The 19,360-nt window shown below is 66.9% G+C and carries 4 protein-coding genes; 1 reads left to right on the forward strand and 3 read right to left on the reverse strand.

Translation table 11 applies throughout. The features are described from left to right. Nucleotides 1-15 precede the first annotated feature (15 nt). Both BX591_RS10850 and BX591_RS10855 read right to left on the reverse strand, forming a co-directional pair. Nucleotides 16-2,505: a penicillin acylase family protein gene (locus BX591_RS10850; protein ID WP_167444524.1), complete on the reverse strand. Its 2,490-nt coding sequence runs from the start codon at nucleotides 2,503-2,505 to the stop codon at nucleotides 16-18. Between the two features lie 113 nt (nucleotides 2,506-2,618). Beyond that, entirely contained in the window at nucleotides 2,619-4,772 is a 2,154-nt protein-coding gene (locus BX591_RS10855) for a TonB-dependent siderophore receptor (RefSeq protein ID WP_244146942.1), read from the reverse strand. A 274-nt stretch (nucleotides 4,773-5,046) separates the two neighbouring features. Between BX591_RS10855 and BX591_RS10860 the strand changes: the two genes are divergently transcribed. Continuing rightward, a complete protein-coding gene (locus BX591_RS10860) occupies nucleotides 5,047-5,772 on the forward strand; it encodes an AraC family transcriptional regulator (RefSeq protein WP_244146943.1) in 726 nt (241 codons plus the stop codon). A 56-nt stretch (nucleotides 5,773-5,828) separates the two neighbouring features. On the opposite strand, the gene BX591_RS10865 is transcribed toward BX591_RS10860, so the two are convergent. Further along, nucleotides 5,829-19,349: a non-ribosomal peptide synthetase gene (locus BX591_RS10865; protein WP_167444525.1), complete on the reverse strand. Its 13,521-nt coding sequence runs from the start codon at nucleotides 19,347-19,349 to the stop codon at nucleotides 5,829-5,831. Nucleotides 19,350-19,360: the final 11 nt, after the last annotated feature.

The raw sequence follows: 19,360 nt of genomic DNA on the forward strand, positions 1-19,360 counted from the left end.
AAAGGATTGTCATTGTTATCGCGCAGGCACGCTCAAGGTGACGCGCTGCGATGGCTGTTCTGCGCGCTCGATATCGGCTGCGTCGAACGGCATGGTACGCCATGCCTTGTTCGCGTAGTCGAGCGTGCCCTCGGCGCTCGACGGCGAAGCGGGGTCGTCGGATTCGGACGGCGCCAGCAAGGTCTTCGCGATCACCTGCGCGTTCGGACCGAAGCTGACGATCTGCATATAGCTGTTGCCGATCGAGTTGCCGTCCATCGACGCACGAACGCCCTTGGCCGCCGGTACGCCGACGCGCGGAATCGGGCACGTCGAGACGAAGTAGCCGATATCGCTGCATCCGCCATACAGGCCGACGCGTTGGCCGTTGCGCATCGTGAAGAGGAACGCGTCGGTAGGCGCGTCGACCGCGAGCCCCGCGCGCCGCAGCGCCAGCACGGCCGCGCCGAGCGCCTGGGCGACGCGCGGATCGTCGACACGCAAACCGGCCGGCGTGGACAGCGGCGCCGACAGCGAGAACGGTACCGCATAGCGCTCAGCGAGCGGAATCGTTTCGACACGCGACCAGAAGGCTTCCCACAATACCGCGCCGCGTGCGCCGATTTCGGCGTCCGTCGGCCAGTCGCGCAGCGCCTTGCAGGCGGCGCCGAGATGAACTTGTTGCGCCTCGGGCAGCGGGGGCGAATCGAATCGATCATGATCCACGCGCGTCACCGGATCGGCGCCCGCACAGACGCTTTGCAGGACCTGCGGCAGAAACCGTCGGGTGGTCAGCGTGTGCGTGTCGAGCACGCTGGCGCCCAAGGCGTCGAGCGTGCGGCGCCTGGCCGGCAGCGCCATCCACGACGCGGCGATCTCGTGGCCCAGTTGCGCGCGCAACGACAAGGGCGCATGCGCGTCGCCGGTCACGCGCGGATAGCCGGAGAGCGGTTCGCGCGGATTGGTGAGGCCGTAGCTGTTGTTCATGTTGGCCACGTAATCGGTGCGCAGCAGCGAGGCCATCTCGGCCACCGGCAGCTTGCCCGCATGCACCGAGCCCTGACTGGTCGGCCATTGGCACGCCGCGCGCGATCCGTCGAGAAACGGCACGCCGGGCAGCTTGGCGGCGACCGCGGCGCCGAGGGGCTGCGCGGTGCACGTCGCGGCGAACGCATCGTCGACGTTCGGCATCGAGCCAATGTCCGCGAACCACGTGCGCGGATCGTCGCGGCCGATCGCGATCGTGTTCACCCACGGCATGGCGGCAAAACGCTTTTGCGTCGCGATGAAATCGTCGAGCGAGGACGCCTGGCCCCAGCGGAGAAAATTCTCGAAGATCGCGTAGTTGTCCGCGTTCGAATCGCGCACCGCGAATGCCTGCTGGCCGTTCCATGCCAACGCCGGCGACATGGCGCGCAGATCCACCACGGGGCCGAAACGCGAGCGGTAAAAGGAGCGCGTGACGGCTTTCAGCGTGCCGTCGGGCTGACGGACGTCGACGGCGATCTGCTGTTGCGTCATGGCTTCTTCGCGTCCGTCGATCCGATACACGGTCGGCTTGTCCGGCACCAGCGACAACTGGAATAGCCCGAAGCGGCGCGCGCTCGACACGGTGTGCGTCCACGCCACGTTGCGGTTGTAGCCGATCATCACGACCGGCACGCCGAGAAACGACACGCCGCTCACGTCGAGCTGTCCCGGCAGCGTCAGTTGCGCCTGATAGAAGCGGTCGGGTCCTTGCCAGAACCAGTGCGGATTGCCGAACAGCACGCTCTGCCCGGTGCCTGTCACCTGACCGCCGAAGGCGATCGCATTGCTGCCTGCATCGGGTACGCCGCCCGCTTGCAGGTAGACGTGATCGAGCTCGCTGCCGAGGCTGGCGAGACGTGGCGTCGGCGCCGCCTGGCCGAGTGGCCCGGCCGGTATCGCAGTTGCGGCCGGCGGATGAGAATCGGCGAGCGCGTCGAGAAAGCCCGTATAGCCGCCAACGAAGTTCGCCGCGACGAGACGCCGGTAGATGTCGGCCTCGGAAATGTCGCGTAGCCACGGCGCGTTACGGCACGCGTCATGCGCGCGCGTGTCCGGGTTCGCGCGCAAGGTCGCGACATAGCGGTTGTAGCCTTGCGCGAAACCCGTCACGAGTTGCCGCAAATTGTCCGGCTGGTGCGCGCGGTAAGCGTCGGTCTGCTCCGGCCCATCGAGCAGACGAAAAAAGAAATCGGAGTCGAGATTGCGAGGCGCGCCGAGCGTGCCGGGTGCGACCGGCTTTGCGTCGGGGCCGAAAACGGCGGAACGTTCGCCACGGTAAGTGACAAACGCGTCGGCGAGCGTGCAGAGATTGTCCTGCGCCTGCGCATAGCCATAACCGTAACCCAGCCCGTTCCAGGTGTGGGCCTGAATATGCGGCACGCCGTCCGCCGTGCGGCGGATGACGACCTCGCCGCCGGCTTGCGCCTGCTGGGAGAACACCTGCTTCTGGGCGACGCAACCTGCGAGCACGGCAGGCACGGCGAGCAGGCACGCCATGCGCCGGACCGCTGTCCGGAACCACGCATGAGCCGCACCTGTCTGCCGTCGGTGGGTCGATCGAGACAATACCGTGCCGGGGCTCGACGCCCCGGCATCCTGCCGTTTAACACTTACCATTGATATCGGGCCGTTCCTATCACGGATCTGTCCGAGCCGAAATAACACTGCATGCCGCTGTTGCAATACGCGATGTACTGACGGTTGAACAGATTGTTTGCGTTGACTGCGAAGCGCCAGTTACGGATGTCGTAGTGGACCGCCGCATCCACGAGGAAATGGCTTGGCACCTTGAACGTGTTGCCCGGATCGCCGTACGTCGAGCTGATATAGCGCGCCCCGCCGCCGAAGCCGAGACCGCGCAGATTACCCGCGTGCAGCGTGTAGTCCAGCCAGAGCGACGCCATGTTGGTCGGATCGCCGCCCGGCGGCCGGCTGCCCAGCGGCAGCGACGAGTCGCCGGTTCCGGCCGCCGTGACCACCTGGTTCAGGAACGCATACGAGGCGATCACGTTGAGGTTGTCGCTCAGTGCAACGCGGGCTTCCGCCTCGAAACCGCGCGAACGGATCTCGCCAGTCTGATTCGTGAAACCCGGGTGGAGATTGTCCGCCGTCTCGACGTTCTGTTGGCGCAGATCGAATGCGGCCACCGAGAAGAACGCGTTGTAACCCTTCGGCTGGTACTTCACCCCCACTTCGTATTCCTTGCCGCGAGTCGGTTCGAACGGCGAACCGTTGAAGTTCGCGCCGGCATACGGCTGGAACGATTTCGCAAAGCTCACGTACGGCGCGATACCGGATTCGAACTCGTAGTTCAGGCCCGCGCGATACGTGAAGGCGTGCTGCTGGCTATTCGTGCCGGCGCCGTCGAGCGTATTCGTGCCACGCACCCAGTCCTGGCGAACGCCGAGCGTCAGGGTCCAGCGCTTGTAGCGCAACTGATCCTGCGCATACAGACCCAACTGCGTCTGCGCGATGTTCTGCTTGGTGCTGTCGGTCACGTACGGCACGTTGCTGTAGTTCGGCGCGAAAATGTCGATCGTACCGAGCCCGAAGCCGCGGCTGATGCTGTCCATGACGCGCTCCACGTCGAAGCCGAACAGCACGGTGTGGTTGACCACGCCGGTGTCGAATTTGGCCTGGCCTTGCGTGTCGATCGTGATGTTGGTCAGGTGCTCGTCGTTGTTGTTGGTGAACAGCCCCGCCGTGCTGCCGTCGGGCGCCAGCGAGCCGAAGATCGAGTTCTGGTAGTACTTGATGTCCTGACGCAGATAGCGCACGTTCTGACGAACCGTGAAGGTGTCGTTGAACGCATGCTCGAACAGGTAGCCGATCGTGAACTGCTGACGCTTGAGGCGATCGGTGTCGGGATTGCCCAGGTAGTCGTGCGACGAAATCGTGCCGTTCGGATTCGGCAGCACCGTGCCGGAGGCCGGCACCGGGTTGAACAGACCGCCTTGCGGATCGTCCTGATAGCTGCCGAGCAGCGTGAAGGTCGTGTCCTTGTTCGGGCGGAACGTCACCGACGGCGCGATCGCGATCCGCTGTTCCTTGACATGATCGGTTTGCGTATCGGAGTCGCGCACCAGACCCGTCACGCGGTACAGAATCGTGCCGTTCTTGTCGACCGGGCCGCTCAGGTCGAACATGCCCTGGTAGCGGTTGTTGTTGCCGATCTGCATCTGCACTTCGTGGAACGGATACTCGGTCGGCAGCTTGCTCGACATCAGCACGGCGCCGCCCGGGCTACCCTGCCCGTACAGCACCGAAATCGGGCCGCGGACCACGTCGATGCGATCGAGGAAGTACGGATCGATACGCGGCGACGCATACCACGTCGTGCGCATGAGACGCATGCCGTCGAGGTAGGTGTCGTTGCCGAGATCGAAACCGCGCGCCGTGATCTGGTCGAAGCGAAGATCGTTGTCCTGAGTGGTGACGCCGGGCACGTAGCGCAACGCGGCATCCACCGTTTGCGCGGCCTGGTCGTCCATCTGCTGACGCGTGACGACGGATACCGATTGCGGCGTCTCGATCAGCGGCGTGTTCGTCTTCGAACCGGCGGTGCTGTGCCTGGCGACGTAGCCGAACGTTTCCGTGTCGCTCGTGGCCGGCGCCGTCACGACGACGGCCGGCAGCGTGTTGTTACCCGTGTTGCTGCCGGTCGTATTGCCGGCTGGTGCGGTGGTCTCCGGCGCGGCCTGCGCATGAGCGGCAGCGGCGGCTGTTAGCCACACCGTTGCCATCGCCCATTGCATCCGCGTCATCCGATTCGTTCCCCGATCGCGCATCTCCAAACCCTTTCCAAGAGTAATTTACTGATGTCCAACTTAAATAATAATGATAATCGTTCCTATTCCGGTTCGTAATTACTTGCGGAAAGAAAACGGACATGGAATGATAAGTTCGGTTGGAACACGCTGTCTTGCCAACAAACATCGCGAAACGGACAAGTTTTGGCTGGCAGCTATCAGGGAAAATATGGATCCGATCTGGAGAGAACAATTCGGTTTTGAGTATCGACGGCAACCGCGCCCGGTCATGGCGCGCGGTTCGGCGTACGCAAACGGGCACCGCGAAATCTGGCACTCGCACGAGCAGGCACAGCTGTTTTATGCGGTGGAAGGCGCGGCGCGGGTGCTCACGCCGAAAGGAAGCTGGATGCTGCCGCCAATGCGCGCCATCTGGCTGCCGCCCGCCGTCGACCATGAAATCCACGCGATCGGCGAGGTCAATTCCTACAGCGTGTATCTGGAGCCCGACGCGGCGCCGTGGCTATGGCCGGCCTGCCGCGTGGTGCGGGTCAAGCCGCTGATGCACGAGTTGATCATGGCGCTGGCGCAAGAGCCGCCCGAATACGGCACGGATAGCCTCGGCGCGCACATCGCGCCGCTGTTGCTGACGGTGCTGCGCGACGCGGAAGCGACCACGCAAGGCGGCTTGCCGCTACCGAGCGATCGCCGCTTGCGGGCGATCTGCAGCCAGTTGCTCGCCGCGCCCGCCAACGACGACACGCTCGACGAATGGAGCGCGAACGTCGGCGCCAGCGCGCGCACGCTCGCGCGTCTGTTCCGCCAGGAAACGGGCTTGACGTTCGGACAATGGCGCCAGCAGTTGCGCCTCGTCGAAGCGATGTCGCGGCTGGCCGTCGGCAGCCCGGTGTCGAAGGTCGCCGAGGAACTCGGCTATCAGAGCAGTAGCAGTTTCATTGCGATGTTTCGCCGCGAGATCGGCGAGACGCCGCAACGGCTGCTCAGGCGAAACTGAGCGTGCGTTGCGGCGTGTAGGTGGTGAACGCGCGGCTGGCGTTCAACCGTTGCCGCTCAGCGGCGCGCCGTGAACCAGGCACGCAACTCGTCGTGAAGCAATGCTTGCCTCAGGATGGTCGAGTGCGACGCGCTCACCAGCGTCTCCCGGTATTGGCCCGCGGTGTGATGAGCCCAGTCGAGACGACGCTCGGCTCCCACCTCGCTTTGCGCGGCCCGCCATAACGTGATGGGTGCGACGATGCGCGGCAACGCGTGGGCGCGGAGCAATTCCACGTGGTACGCGTCGACACGCATGGCCAGCCGCAACGCGCGCGAAAACGCAGGCAGGTCGGCGGATTCGCTTTCGACTTCGCGAGGGTCCGCGTCCCTTTCGGCCGAAGGCGGCAAGCTGAAATGCGAGGCCGTATCGCCAAGACCGACCAGGTCGACCGTCTCGCCCTGCGCTTCCAGACAGGCCGCCATCGCCACGGCGACCCGTCCGCCGAAGGACCAGCCGAGCAGCCGGTAAGGGCCCTGCGGCTGCACGGTGCGGATTCGTTCGACGTAATCGCGCGCGAGCGCCTCGAAGCTTTCCACCGACCATGCGCTGTCGGAGAACATCGGCGACTGGATCGCGTAGACGGTGGCTACGCCGTTGAGCGCTTCCGCGAGGTAACTGTATTCGGCGACCAATCCGTATCCGGGATGGATACAGAAAAGCCGCTCGGGCGCGCGCAGGCTATTCAACGCGAGAAGGCCGGCCGGGAGTTGTCCTTCCGCGCGGACCGAACGCGTGACGTTGACCGCCGACTCGGCATTGAAGCGTTGAACCCAGATACCCGATTCGTCATCGTCGTCGACGGCGTAGCGCGACGAGAAAAGATGCGGCTCGGCTGGAGTCGAACGCTGCACGGAAACGCCTAGGCTCTCGATCATCGCGTGCAGGTTGTGCCGGAAGCCAGCCGCACACGCTTCGATTTCCTCTTGCGTGAGATGCGGCGTGCGGTAGCGCCAGCTGATCTGCAATTCGCCGCCGGCCACCAGCGCGTCGAGTTGCAACACCTTGATCTGCGCGTCCTGCAGGTCCGCTTGCACCGATTCGCCGCCCGCTTCGTCGGCGAACGCGAAGCGCGATGAATCGGGCAGGCTCGCGTCGAACTGGCCGAGATAGTTGAAGCCGACCCGCGCGCGCGGCAGGCCTGCGAGGGCTTCGTGCACCGTCGGGTCGATAGCGCCACGCGCTTCCAGCAGCCCCCAGTGCAGCCCGCGCTGCGGCACGGCGGCGAGCGACGTGCGCACCGTGTGCAGCGTGTGCGTCGTGTCGGTCGCGGCTTCGAAGACCACTGGATAGCGCGTCGTGAACCAGCCAACCGTGCGCGTCAGATCGATGTCGTCGAGCACGTCCTCACGGCCGTGGCCTTCGAGTTCGATCAGCACCCGCGACTGGCCACTGCGTTGCGACAGGGTTTGCGTGAGCGCGGCCAGCAGCAGCACTTCTGGCGTCAGGCCGGTATTGCGGGCGCTGTTGTAGAGCAGCGCCGAGGTGGTGGGGGCGTCAAGACGCAGCGTGTGGGTTTGGGTCGCGTGGGTTTGCGTCACCCCGCTTTGCGTCGTATCGGTTTGCGTCGTATCGGTTTGCGTCGCACCGGTTTGCGTCTCACCCGTTTGCGTCACACCCATTTGCGTCGCGTGGGTTCGCTCAGCACCGCTTTGCACCGCGTCCTGCGCCGCCGTCCGCAACGGCGGCCACGGCATCACCCCCGTCAACCGCTGCTGCCACCAGCCCAGTTCCGCCAGCCGCTCGGCACGCATGCCGTACTCCTGCTGACGCACGCTCCACACGCTGAACGGCGTGCTGCGTGCGCCCATCCCGATCGCCTCGCCGCGCTCCGCCTGCTCATAGGCCTGCTGCAACTGCTCGAGCAGGATGCGCCACGACACGCCGTCGACCGCCAGATGATGGATCGCCAGCAGCACCCGCTGGCCATGACGGCCCACGTCCAGACACGCCGCCTTCAGCAGCGGACCGTTGCCCAGATCCAGTTGCCGTTGCACCTGCGTGCAGGCCTCGTACAACGCCTGTTCCCAGCCCTCGGCGTCGCCCACGCTGATCCGTTCGACCAGACCCGTGGGAGGCATCGCATCCGCAGCATCCGATGCCACCGCCACCGGCACCACCCGCTGCGTCCAGCCCCCCGTCCCCGCGTCGCGCACAAACCGCAACCGCAGCGCATCGTGCTGCGCCACCAGCGCCTGCAACGCACGCTCCAGCAGCGCCTCATCCAGACTCCCGCGCACCCGCAGCAGCACCGCCTGATTCCAGTGCGACGGCGCCTGCGCGAACCGTTCGAAGAACCACTGCTGGATCGGCGTCAGCGGCACCGCGTCGTGCACTTCAGCCTGCCCCGCCCGCGACCCTTCACCTTCCCCCTCACCCGACTCCGCCAGCACCACCGCCACGCGCGCCTGCGCCTCGATCGTCGGATGATCGAACACCTGCTTGGGCGTCAGCTTCAGCCCCATCTGTCGCGCCTTCGCGATCAGCTGCAGGCTCACGATCGAATCGCCCCCCGCCTCGAAGAAGTTCTGCGTCACGCCAAGCTGCTGCGCTTCGCGCCCCAGCACCGCCGCCCAGATGTCGCGCAACCGCGCCTCGCGCTCACTACGCGGGGCCACGCTCTGCACCTCCTGATCCTCGCGCGGCGCCGGCAACGCGCCCCGGTCCAGCTTGCCGTTGGCCATCACCGGCAGCTGTGCGAGCTTCATCCAGCCGCCTGGCACCATGTACCCCGGCAGACGCGCCTGCAACGCCGCCTGCAGCTCGCCCGCCTGCGCCTCGCCCACCCAGTACGCCACCAGCCGCCGACGCTCGCCCTCCCCACGCAGCGCCACGACCGCCTGATCCACCCCGGCACAGCCGCGCAGCTGCACTTCGATCTCGCCCAGCTCGATCCGGTAACCGCGCAGCTTCACCTGCTGGTCCAGCCGGCCCAGATACTCGATGCAGCCATCCGCCCGCAGACGGCACAGGTCGCCGCTGCGATACAGCCGCTCGCCGTGGCCGTACGGCGACGGCACGAAGCGCTCCGCAGTCAGTCCGGCGCGGCCCAGATAGCCGCGCGCGAGCGAATCGCCGCCGATGCACAACTCACCGAGCCCGCCCACCGGCACTTCGTTGCCATCCGCGTCCAGCACGCACACACTGCGTCCCGGATACGCGACACCGATCGGCGCGCTCACATGGTGGATATCTTCGGGCTGCGTGCGTCGATACAGCGCTGCGACGCTCGTCTCGGTCGGCCCGTACAGATTGTCCAGCCGCACCGATGCGAGACCACCCCGGAACCAGCGCGCCAGCGCATCGCCCGGCAGCCCTTCGCCGCCCACCGTGATCTGCCGCAGCGCCGGCAGCGATTCACGCGAAGGCGCCTCGCCCAGCCACTGCTGCCACAGCGCGGTCGGAATCCGCGAGAACGTCACCCGATGCGCCGCGAGGGCGCCGCTGAGCGCCTGCAGGTCCCACGCCGACGCCCCGCGCATGCAGACGCGCCCGCCCATCAGCAGGGCGGGGAGCAGTTCGTGCAGCGCCACGTCGAAGTTGATCGTCGACGACTGCAGCAGCGTGTCCTGCGCCGAGATCCCGTACGTCCCGATGAAGTCGTCCAGGTGCAGCGCCAGCGAACGCTGGCTCACGGCCACGCCCTTGGGCCGCCCGGTCGAGCCCGACGTGTAGATCACGTACGCGAGCTGCTCAGGATGGATCGATGCGGTACGCTCGCGCAACGCGCTCAGCGCACCTTCCTCCAGCCCGGCTCGGTCATCAGGCTCAGCGCCTTCCCCAGGCCCGGCGCCTTCATCCACGATCCGCACCTGCGCGCACCCTTCAAGCACCGGCGCCAGCCGCGCCGCGCTCGCCGCGTCGACGATCACGCAGCGCACGCCCGCGTCCTCGATCATCTCGCGCAGGCGTCCTTCCGGATAGGCCGGATCCAGCGGCACCTGCGCAGCGCCCGCCTTCCAGATCCCGAGCAGCGCCGCGGCGAGCCCCGCCGAGCGCTCCAGACACACCCCCACCCGATCCTCGTGCGCTATCCCGGCCTGCATCAGCGAGACACCGAGCCGGTCCGCCCAGCCATCCAGTTGCGCGTAGCTCACGCGCTCGTCCTCGCAGATCAGGGCAAGCTCCGCGCTGCAGGAGCGGGCCCGCGCCTCGAAGCGCGACACCGTCGACGCATACGGATAAGCAACCCGTTGCGCCACGCTCGACGCCCCCGCGCCCTCGTCCATCGACAGTTCGCACAGGCGCCGTTCACCCGCCTCGCAGATCTGCCTCAGCAGCGACACGTAGTGGCTACTCAGGCGCTCGATCGTCGACGCATCGAACAACGCCGCATTCCACGACCACTCGATCTCGACGCCCTCACGCGGCAAAATCGACAGCGTGAGCGGGTAATGCGTCGGGTCCACCGATTCGTTGGCGACAATTTCCAACGCGCCGCGTTGATCGCGCGCGCCTTCATCGATCGGATAATTTTCGAACACCAGCAGCGAGTCGAACAGCGACTCGCCGCCCTGCCCCGCCCATTGCTGAATTTGCGCGAGCGGCGTGTGTTCGTGCTGACGCAGCGCGACGTTTTGCTCCTGGATGCCGCGCAGCCAGCCGGCTACGCGCGCATCCGGTCGCGCGTCTACGTAGAGCGGCAAACTGTGAATGAACAGTCCGAGCATCTGCTGCGAACCGCGCAGTGTGGCCGGACGACCCGACACCGTTACGCCGAAGGCGGCCTGCTGCCGATTGCCGTAACGCGTCAGCAACAACGCCCATGCGCCCTGCACGATCGTGTTCAAGGTCACGCCGAGCGTGCGGCCAGCCTGCGACAGCACGGCGCAAAGCGCGTCGTCGAGCACGACGCGCCGCTGCGCGATACCCGTCCCCGGCACGGCCGGCCGGCCCACGCCGGCCTGCAACTGCGCGGGTTCATCGCGGCGCGCGAGCTGTTCGCGCCACCAGCTTTCACCGTCCGGTTGCGCCTGCAGCCAGCGGATGTAATCGTGAAAACGCGGCGCGGGCGCCGTCGCCGTTTCGGCTTCGCCGGCGGTCAGCGCGCGGTAGGTCTGCGCCACTTCCGAGAGCAACTGCGCGCTGCTCCACCCGTCCATCAACAGATGATGGTGGGTCCAGACGAGATCGTGCGCGCCATCCGGACGTTCGAACAAGGCCACGCGCATCAGCGGTGCTGCGTCGAAGCGAAAGCCCTTGCGCAGATCCGCGTCACGCCATTGTGCGAGCCGCAGCGCGTACGTGTCGCTATCCTGCGCGTTCAGGGACACCCGTTCGAACGGCAGGCTCACCGCCCGCCTCACCACTTGCAGCGGCGCGCCGTCGTGCTGCCAGAAAAACTGCGTGCGCAGAATGTCGTGCCGCGCAACCGCGCGTTGCCACGCGCTGTCGAGCGCGGCAACGTCGAGCCGACCGTTCAGCGTCAGATGCAACTGGTTCGTGTAGCTCTGTTGCGATTCGTCGATCAGGCTGTGATACAGAATGCCCTGTTGCAGCGGCGTGGCCGGGTACAGATCCGCGACATCGCCCGGCAGTTGCGCGGCGACTTCATCGAACTGCGCGCGCGTAAGACGTGCCAGTTCGAAATCCTGCCGCGTCGGGACGGCCTGCGCCGCTTCGCAATGGTCGACCAGGCGCCGCACGCGCGTTTCGAAATCGTCGACGAGACGCGCGATGGTCGCGTCGTCGATTGTCGCGGGACTGTAGCGCCAGGTCAGCGACAACCCTTCGTTCGCGATCAGGCCGTTGACGTCGATCGCATACGGCAGCGGCGAACCGGCGGCGAGCGGCGTGCCGCCCGCTTCGTCGGCAAAGCGGAACTGGCCGTTCTGTTCGAGCGAGGTGTCGAAGCGCCCCAGATAGTTGAAGCTCACCTGGGCGCGCGGCAGATCGGCGAGCGGACGCGCGGCGTCGGTATGCGTGAGCCACATCCATTGAATGCCGTCGAAGCGCACGTCGCGCACCTGATCCTTGACGCGCAGCAGCGCCTCGGCGGCATCGTCCGGCGTGTCGATCCACAGCGGATAGCGCGTCGTGAACCAGCCCAGCGTGCCGCTTAGATCGAGCTCGCCGACAGGATGCGTGCGTCCATGGCTTTCGACGTCGATCAGCGCGCCCGGCCGCTCGCGCCAGCCGCTCAAGGTTTGCGCGAAGGCAGTCAGCAGCAGTTCGTCGACGCGCAGCCGATAGGCGCGTGTCGCGTGGCTCGACAATCTGCGCGTCAGGTCGGCATCGAAGCGCGCTTCGCGCGTGCGGCTCGCGCCGAACGTCGCGGCGGACCCGGCATCTTTGGAGAGCGGCAACCAGGCGTCGGCAGCGGCGAGCGCTGCACGCCAGGCGGACGCGTCCGCCACGACTTCAGCCGAGGCGGCATGCGCGCGCTGCACGGCGACCCAGGCGCTCCACGGTGTCGGTGCGCCGGTCTCGTCTTTCGTGTCGTGCGGGTGAGCGAGCGCCGCGCTGTAATCGCGCTCCAGTTCGCGCAGCAGAATCCGCCACGACACGCCATCGACCGCAAGATGGTGTACGACGATCAGCACGCGCTCGCCGTCGTCCATCGCGATGTGCAGCAGACGGCACAGCGGCCCACGTTCAATATCGAGGCTGCGTTGTGCTTCCTCGCAGCGTGCGTCGAGTCGCGCGGCGGCATCCGGCAGCGTGCGCAGATCGACGCTGTCGATTTGCGTGCCGCCGTCGAACGGCAGCACGCGTTGTTGCCAGCCGCCGGTTCCGTTGGGCGAAGTGTCCAACGTATTCGCCGCTTCGGCAGCGGTGGCTCCATCGCGCACGAAACGCAAACGCAACGCGTCGTGTCGCTTCTGCAAACGCTGCCATGCGCTTTGCAGCGCACGCGTGTCGAGCACGGCGTCCGAGCGCAGCAGCACCGCCTGATTCCAGTGCGATTCGCCGCGCGGATGCAGCTCGAAGAACCACGACTGGATCGGCGTCAACGGCATCGTGTCGTGACGTTCGACACTGGCCCGCGCGCGTGGCCGATCGCGCTGCGTATCGGCAACGGCCGCCAGCGCCGCAATGTTCGGATGCTCGAACAACTGACGCGGCGTGATGTCCAGACCCACTTCCTGGGCGCGCGCGACGACCTGCAAGCTGAGGATCGAATCGCCGCCGACGCGGAAGAAATCGTCATGAGCGCCGACGCGTTCGAGGCCGAGCACGTCGCGCCAGATCTGCGCGAGCGCAAGTTCGGAAGGCGTGACCGGTTCAATGTGCTCGCCGGGTTCGCCGGCCCCTGGCGACTGCGGCGCGGGCAACGCCGCGCGGTCGAGCTTGCCGTTGTGCGTGAGCGGCAACGCGTCGAGCAGGACGTACGCACCCGGCACCATATGGGCCGGCAGCACGCCCGCCAGCGACGCCTCCAGTTGCGCAACATCGCACCCCTGGTTCGCACGCGGCACCACGTAGGCCACCAGCGTGCGTCCCTCGTGCGCCAGCACGCGCGCTTCGCGCACCGACGGCAAGGCGGCCAGCGCCGCATCGATCTCGCCCAGTTCGATACGGAAACCGCGAATCTTCACCTGGGCGTCGTTACGGCCGATATAAACGATCTCGCCATCCGCTTCACGCCGCGCCAGGTCGCCCGAGCGGTACAGACGCGCACCGTTCGGCGACCACGGGTCCGGCACGAAACGCTCCGCGCTCAGCCCCGGCCGTCCCAGATAGCCGCGCGCGAGTCCCGCACCACCCACATACAGCTCGCCGGTCGCGCCTCGCGGCACCGGATTCATGTCTTCGTCCAGCACGTGCAGCGTCAGGTCCGCGAGCGCCTCGCCGATCACGCTGCGCGCGCCCGCCCCCATTTCGTCGCGCGCGAGGCGGCGATACGTCACGTGGACCGTCGTCTCGGTGATGCCGTACATGTTCACCATCGCCGGCGCATGGGCACCGCCTGCCTCGATCCACCCGCCGAGCAGCGACGGTTCCAGCTTCTCGCCACCGAACACGACGACACGCAGACGGTCGAGCGACGCCGCCCCAGCACGACGGCATTCCAGATCGTGCTGCATCAGCGGCACGAAGGCCGACGGCGTCTGGTTCAGCACCGTCACCTGCTGGTCGCGCAGCAGCGCGTGAAACGCTCGCGTGTCGCGCGCGCTCCAGTACGGCACGACCACCAGCCGCGCACCCTGCACCAGCGCGCCGAAGATCTCCCACACGGAGAAGTCGAACGCGTACGAATGGAACAGCGTCCACACGTCGTGCTCGTCGAATGCGAATTGCGCACGGGTCGCCGACAGCAGACGCGCTACGTTCGCCTGCGTGATGCCCACGCCCTTCGGACGCCCCGTCGAGCCCGACGTAAAAATCACATAGGCCAGCTGTTCCGGGTCGATGGCGACACCGCACGGTTCGCTGGACTCGTTGCCGACGTCGGCGACCTGAACGGGCTCGCAGCCTTTGAAGAGCGCACCGGCATCGTCCAGCACCACCCGCGTCACGTTCGCATCGGCGATCATCGCGCTCAGGCGCGCGGCCGGATACGACGGATCGAGCGGCACATACGCGCCGCCCGCCTTCAGCACCCCGAGCAGCGAGGCGACCAGCGCGCACGAACGGTCGAGGCTCACGCCGACACGCTCGTCGCGCTTTACGCCCAGCGAAACCAGACGATGTGCGATGCGGTTCGACCACGCGTCGAGTTGCGCATACGTGAGCGTTTCGCCGTCGCAGCTCACCGCGAGCGCATCGGGACGCAGTCGCGCCTGCGTTTCGATCGACACGCTCACCGGCTCGAACGCGAAGCCCGGCTGCGCAGCGGCGGTCGCGGTACCCCAAGACAAGGCGCTATCGGCCAGCACAAAGGCACCGATCCGGGTCTGCGGCGCACGCGCGGCTTCCTCGACAATCGCGACGTAATGCGTCAGCAAGCGCTCGACCGTCGCCGTGTCGAACACGTCGCTCGCGAAACTGAACGACAACTCGAGCGCGCCGTCGCGCTCATCGGCATGCAGCATCAGATCGAATTGCGTGCTGTCCGAGCCCATGTCGCGACGCTGTGCCGTCAAACCCGGCAATTGCAACGCCTGAATGCCGTCGTCGACACGCAGATCGAACATCACCTGGAACAACGGCGTTTGCAGCAGATTGCGCTCCGGCTGCAACGCGTCGACGACCCGCCCGAACGGCACGTCCTGATTGGCATGCGCGGCCAACACGCGGTCGCGCACTTGCGCCGCGAGTTGCGCGAAACTCTGCCGCGCGCGCAGTTCGCTACGGATCACCAACGTATTGACGAAGAAGCCTACGACGCCTTCGGTCTCGATCCGCTCGCGCCCCGCCGCCGGAATGCCGACGCGGATATCGGCCGAGCCGGTGTAGCGGTAAAGCAAGACGTCGAAAGCCGCGAGCAGGCTCATGAACAGCGTCACGCCCGCGCCGGTCTGACTTGCGCGCAGCCGCTCGCCAAGTTCGCGCGGCAGCGTGCGCGACACCCGGCCGCCCGCGCCCGAACGCGCTTCGCGCCGCTCGCGATCCACCGGCAAGTCCAGTGCCGGATGCGACGCGCCGAGTGTCGTGCGCCAGAAATCGAGTTGCGTATCGAGGACGGCTTCGTCGATCCGGGTACGCTGCCACAGCGCAAAGTCCGCGTAGCGGATCGGCAACTCACGCAACGTCGTGGCTTGTTGCGGCGCTTCCAGCGCGGCCGTATAGAGCGCGCTGAAGTCGTCGATCAGCACCTTGATCGACCAACCGTCGGCAATGATGTGATGCATCGACAACGCCAGCACGTGCGTCGTCGCGTCCAGTGTGAACAGAGCGGCGCGCAACGCCGGGCCACCCAGCAGATCGAACGGCTGCCGGGCGAAGTCGCGAAGCTGGCCGTCCAGTTCAGCGACACGGCCTTGCAAATCGTATTCGCGCCAATCCAGCGCATGGCCGTCGTCCGCCTCGACAATCTGCTGACGCGCGACGCCGCCGGCTTCCGTGAAGCGCAGACGCAAGGCGTCGTGCCGTCGAACCAGCGCGTGCATCGCGCTGCGCAAGGCCCGCAGCGACAAGTCGCCGTTCAGTTGCAGCGCGCCGGCAATGTTGTACGCCGCGCTATCGGGTTCGAGGCGCCAGAGCATCCACATACGCTCCTGCGCATGCGAAAGCGCCACCGCTTCGCCGGGTTGCACGAGGCGCGGAATGACCGCGTCGCGTGCCGACGTGGGTGTGGCTTGCGCCAGTTCGTCGAGGTAACGCGCGAAGCGTTGCAGTTCGGGATGATCGAAGACCGCCTGCAACGGCACGTCGTGACCGACCGCACCGCGTATGCGCGCGAGAACGCGCACGGCCAGCAGCGAATCGCCACCGAGACGGAAGAAATCGTCATGAGCGCCGACGCGTTCGAGGCCGAGCACGTCGCGCCAGATCTGCGCGAGCGCGAGCTCGGAAGGCGTGACGGGTTCGACGTGTTCGCCGGGTTCGCCGGCCCCCGGCGCCTGCGGCGCGGGCAACGCCGCGCGGTCGAGCTTGCCGTTGTGCGTGAGCGGCAACGCGTCGAGCAGGACGTACGCGCCCGGCACCATATGGGCCGGCAGCACGCCCGCCAGCGACGCCTCCAATTGCGCAACATCGCACGCCTGGTTCGCACGCGGCACCACGTAGGCCACCAGCGTACGCCCCTCGTGCGCCAGCACGCGCGCTTCCCGCACCGACGGCAAGGCGGCCAGCGCCGCATCGATCTCGCCCAGTTCGATACGGAAACCGCGAATCTTCACCTGGGCGTCGTTACGGCCGATATAAACGATCTCGCCATCCGCTTCACGCCGCGCCAGATCGCCCGAGCGGTACAGACGCGCACTGTTCGGCGACCACGGGTCCGGCACGAAACGCTCCGCACTCAGCCCGGGCCGTCCCAGATAGCCGCGCGCGAGTCCCGCACCACCCACATACAGCTCGCCCGTCGCGCCACGCGGCACCGGATTCATGTCTTCGTCCAGCACGTGCAGCGTCAGGTCCGCGAGCGCCTCGCCGATCACGCTGCGCGCGCCCGCCCCCATTTCGTCGCGCGCGAGGCGCCGATACGTCACGTGGACCGTCGTCTCGGTAATGCCATACATGTTCACCATCGCCGGCGCCTGCGCGCCGCCTGCCTCGATCCACTCGCCGAGCAGCGACGGTTCCAGCTTCTCGCCACCGAACACGACGACACGCAGACTGTCGAGCGACGCCGCCCCCGCACGACGGCATTCCAGATCGTGCTGCATCAGCGGCACGAAGGCAGACGGCGTCTGGTTCAGCACCGTCACCTGCTGTTCGCGCAGCAGCGCGTGAAACGCTCGCGTGTCGCGCGCGCTCCAGTACGGCACGACCACCAGCCGCGCGCCATGCACCAGCGCGCCGAAGATCTCCCACACCGAGAAGTCGAACGCGTACGAATGGAACAGCGTCCACACGTCACGCTCGTCGAATGCGAATGGCGCGCGGGTCGCCGACAGCAGACGCGCTACGTTCGCCTGCGTGATGCCCACGCCCTTCGGACGTCCGGTCGAGCCCGACGTGAAAATCACATAGGCCAGTTGTTCCGGGTCGATGACAACACCGCACGGTTCGCTGGACTCGGTGCCGACGTCCGCAACCTGAACGGGCTCGCAGCCTTCGAAGACCGCACCGGCATCGTCCAGCACCACCCGCGTCACGTTCGCATCGGCGATCATCGCGCTCAGGCGCGTGGCCGGATACGACGGATCGAGCGGCACATACGCGCCGCCCGCCTTCAGCACGCCGAGCAGCGAAGCGACCAGCGCGCACGAACGTTCGAGGCTCACGCCCACCCGCTCGTCGCGTTTCACGCCCAGCGCAACCAGACGATGCGCGATGCGGTTCGACCATGCATCGAGTTGTGCATACGTGAGCGTTTCGCCGTCGCAGCTCACCGCGATTGAATCGGGACGCAGACGCGCCTGCGTTTCGATCGAGACACTCACCGGTTCGAACGCGAACGCCGGATGCGCGGCAGCGGTAGCGGTAGCGGTAGCACAGGACACGGCGCTATCGGCCAGCCCAAAGGCACCGATCCGGGTCTGCGGCGCATGCGCCGCTTCCTCGACAATCGAGACGTAATGCGCCAGCAAGCGCTCGACCGTCGCCGTGTCGAACACGTCGCTCGCGAAATCGAACGACAGCTCGATCCCTTGTGGCGTCTCTGCCGCGTTCAGGCTCAGATCGAACTGCGCGGCATCGACGTTCAGCGCCGCGCTTTCCACTTCCAGCCCCGGCAGCGACGCGCGATGCGACGGATGCTGGCGCATGTTGAACACCACGTCGAACAGCGGCGTACGGCCGGTTTCGCGCGTGGGCTGCAAGGCCTCGACCAGCCGCGCGAACGGCAGGTCCTGATTGCCTTGCCCTTCACCGAGACGTACCGACACCTGGTCGAGCAACGTGGCGTAATCGTCGCCCGCGCGCACGGCCACGCGCATCACGATCATATTCACGAAGAAGCCGATCAACCCGGCCGTGTCAGCGCCGTGGCGGCCGGCCACGGGCACGCCCACACGCACGTCGTGCGCGCCGGTATAGCGGTACAGCAGCACATCGAACGCGGCCAGCAAGGCGGCGAACAGTGTCGTGCCGCGCGCTTGCGCGACCTGTCTGAGCGCCTGCGCCGTCGCAGCCGGCACGCGGGCCGACACGGTGCCGGCCGTGCCGGCGCGGGCACCCTTGCGGCTGCGGTCGAACGGCAACGCCAGCGGATCGATCCCGGCCGGCGCGAGCTGTGCACGCCAATAGTCGAGTTGCGGCGCGAGCGCTTCGGCGTCGAACCATTCGCGCTGCCAGCGCGCGTAGTCCGCGTATTGAATGCGCAGCGGCTCCAGCCCGGCGCGCGCTTCGAGTGCGAGCGGCACGCGCTCGGCGGAGGTCGCCGCCGCTTCGTAAAGTGCCAGGAATTCGGCGAACAGCACGCCGATCGACCAGCCGTCGGACACGATGTGATGCATCGACACCAGCAGGCGCAGATCGTCGGCCGCGGTGCGAACCAGATCGACCCTCAGCAGCGGCCCCTGTTCGAGATCGAACGGCTGCCACGCGAGCCGCTCCAGCGTGGCCTGCACTTGCGCCTCGCCGGGGGCGGCGAGCACGTGAGACGCCCAGCCGAACGCCGGTTCGTCGTCCACCCGCTGACGCGGCTCGCCATCGTGCTCCGCGAAGCGCGTGCGCAGCGACGCATGACGCGTGACCAGCGCGGTGAAGGTGGCGTGCAACGCCGCTTCGTCAACCGCCCCGCGCAGTCGCAATAGGCCCGACATGTTGTACGCGACGCCGGCCGGATTCAGACGCCACAGAAACCACAGGCGTTCCTGCGCGGGCGATAGCGGCGATAGCGCCACCAGCGCCGCTGCGTCGGTATCGGCGGCGTCCGCGGGTAGCGCCACCACCGGCAACTGGCCGATGTCGAAGCCGTGCGAGCGCAGCTTTTCGCGAAACGTGCGACGGCGCTCGTGCGGCAGACTCGCATAGCGGCGCGAGATCTCGAGAAGCTCGTCGGCGTCGTGTGCGGGGACTGGCGACACGCTTTCATCTACTGCCAAGGATTGGTTCA

This window comes from Paraburkholderia bryophila (assembly GCF_003269035.1).
Classification (GTDB): domain Bacteria; phylum Pseudomonadota; class Gammaproteobacteria; order Burkholderiales; family Burkholderiaceae; genus Paraburkholderia; species Paraburkholderia bryophila.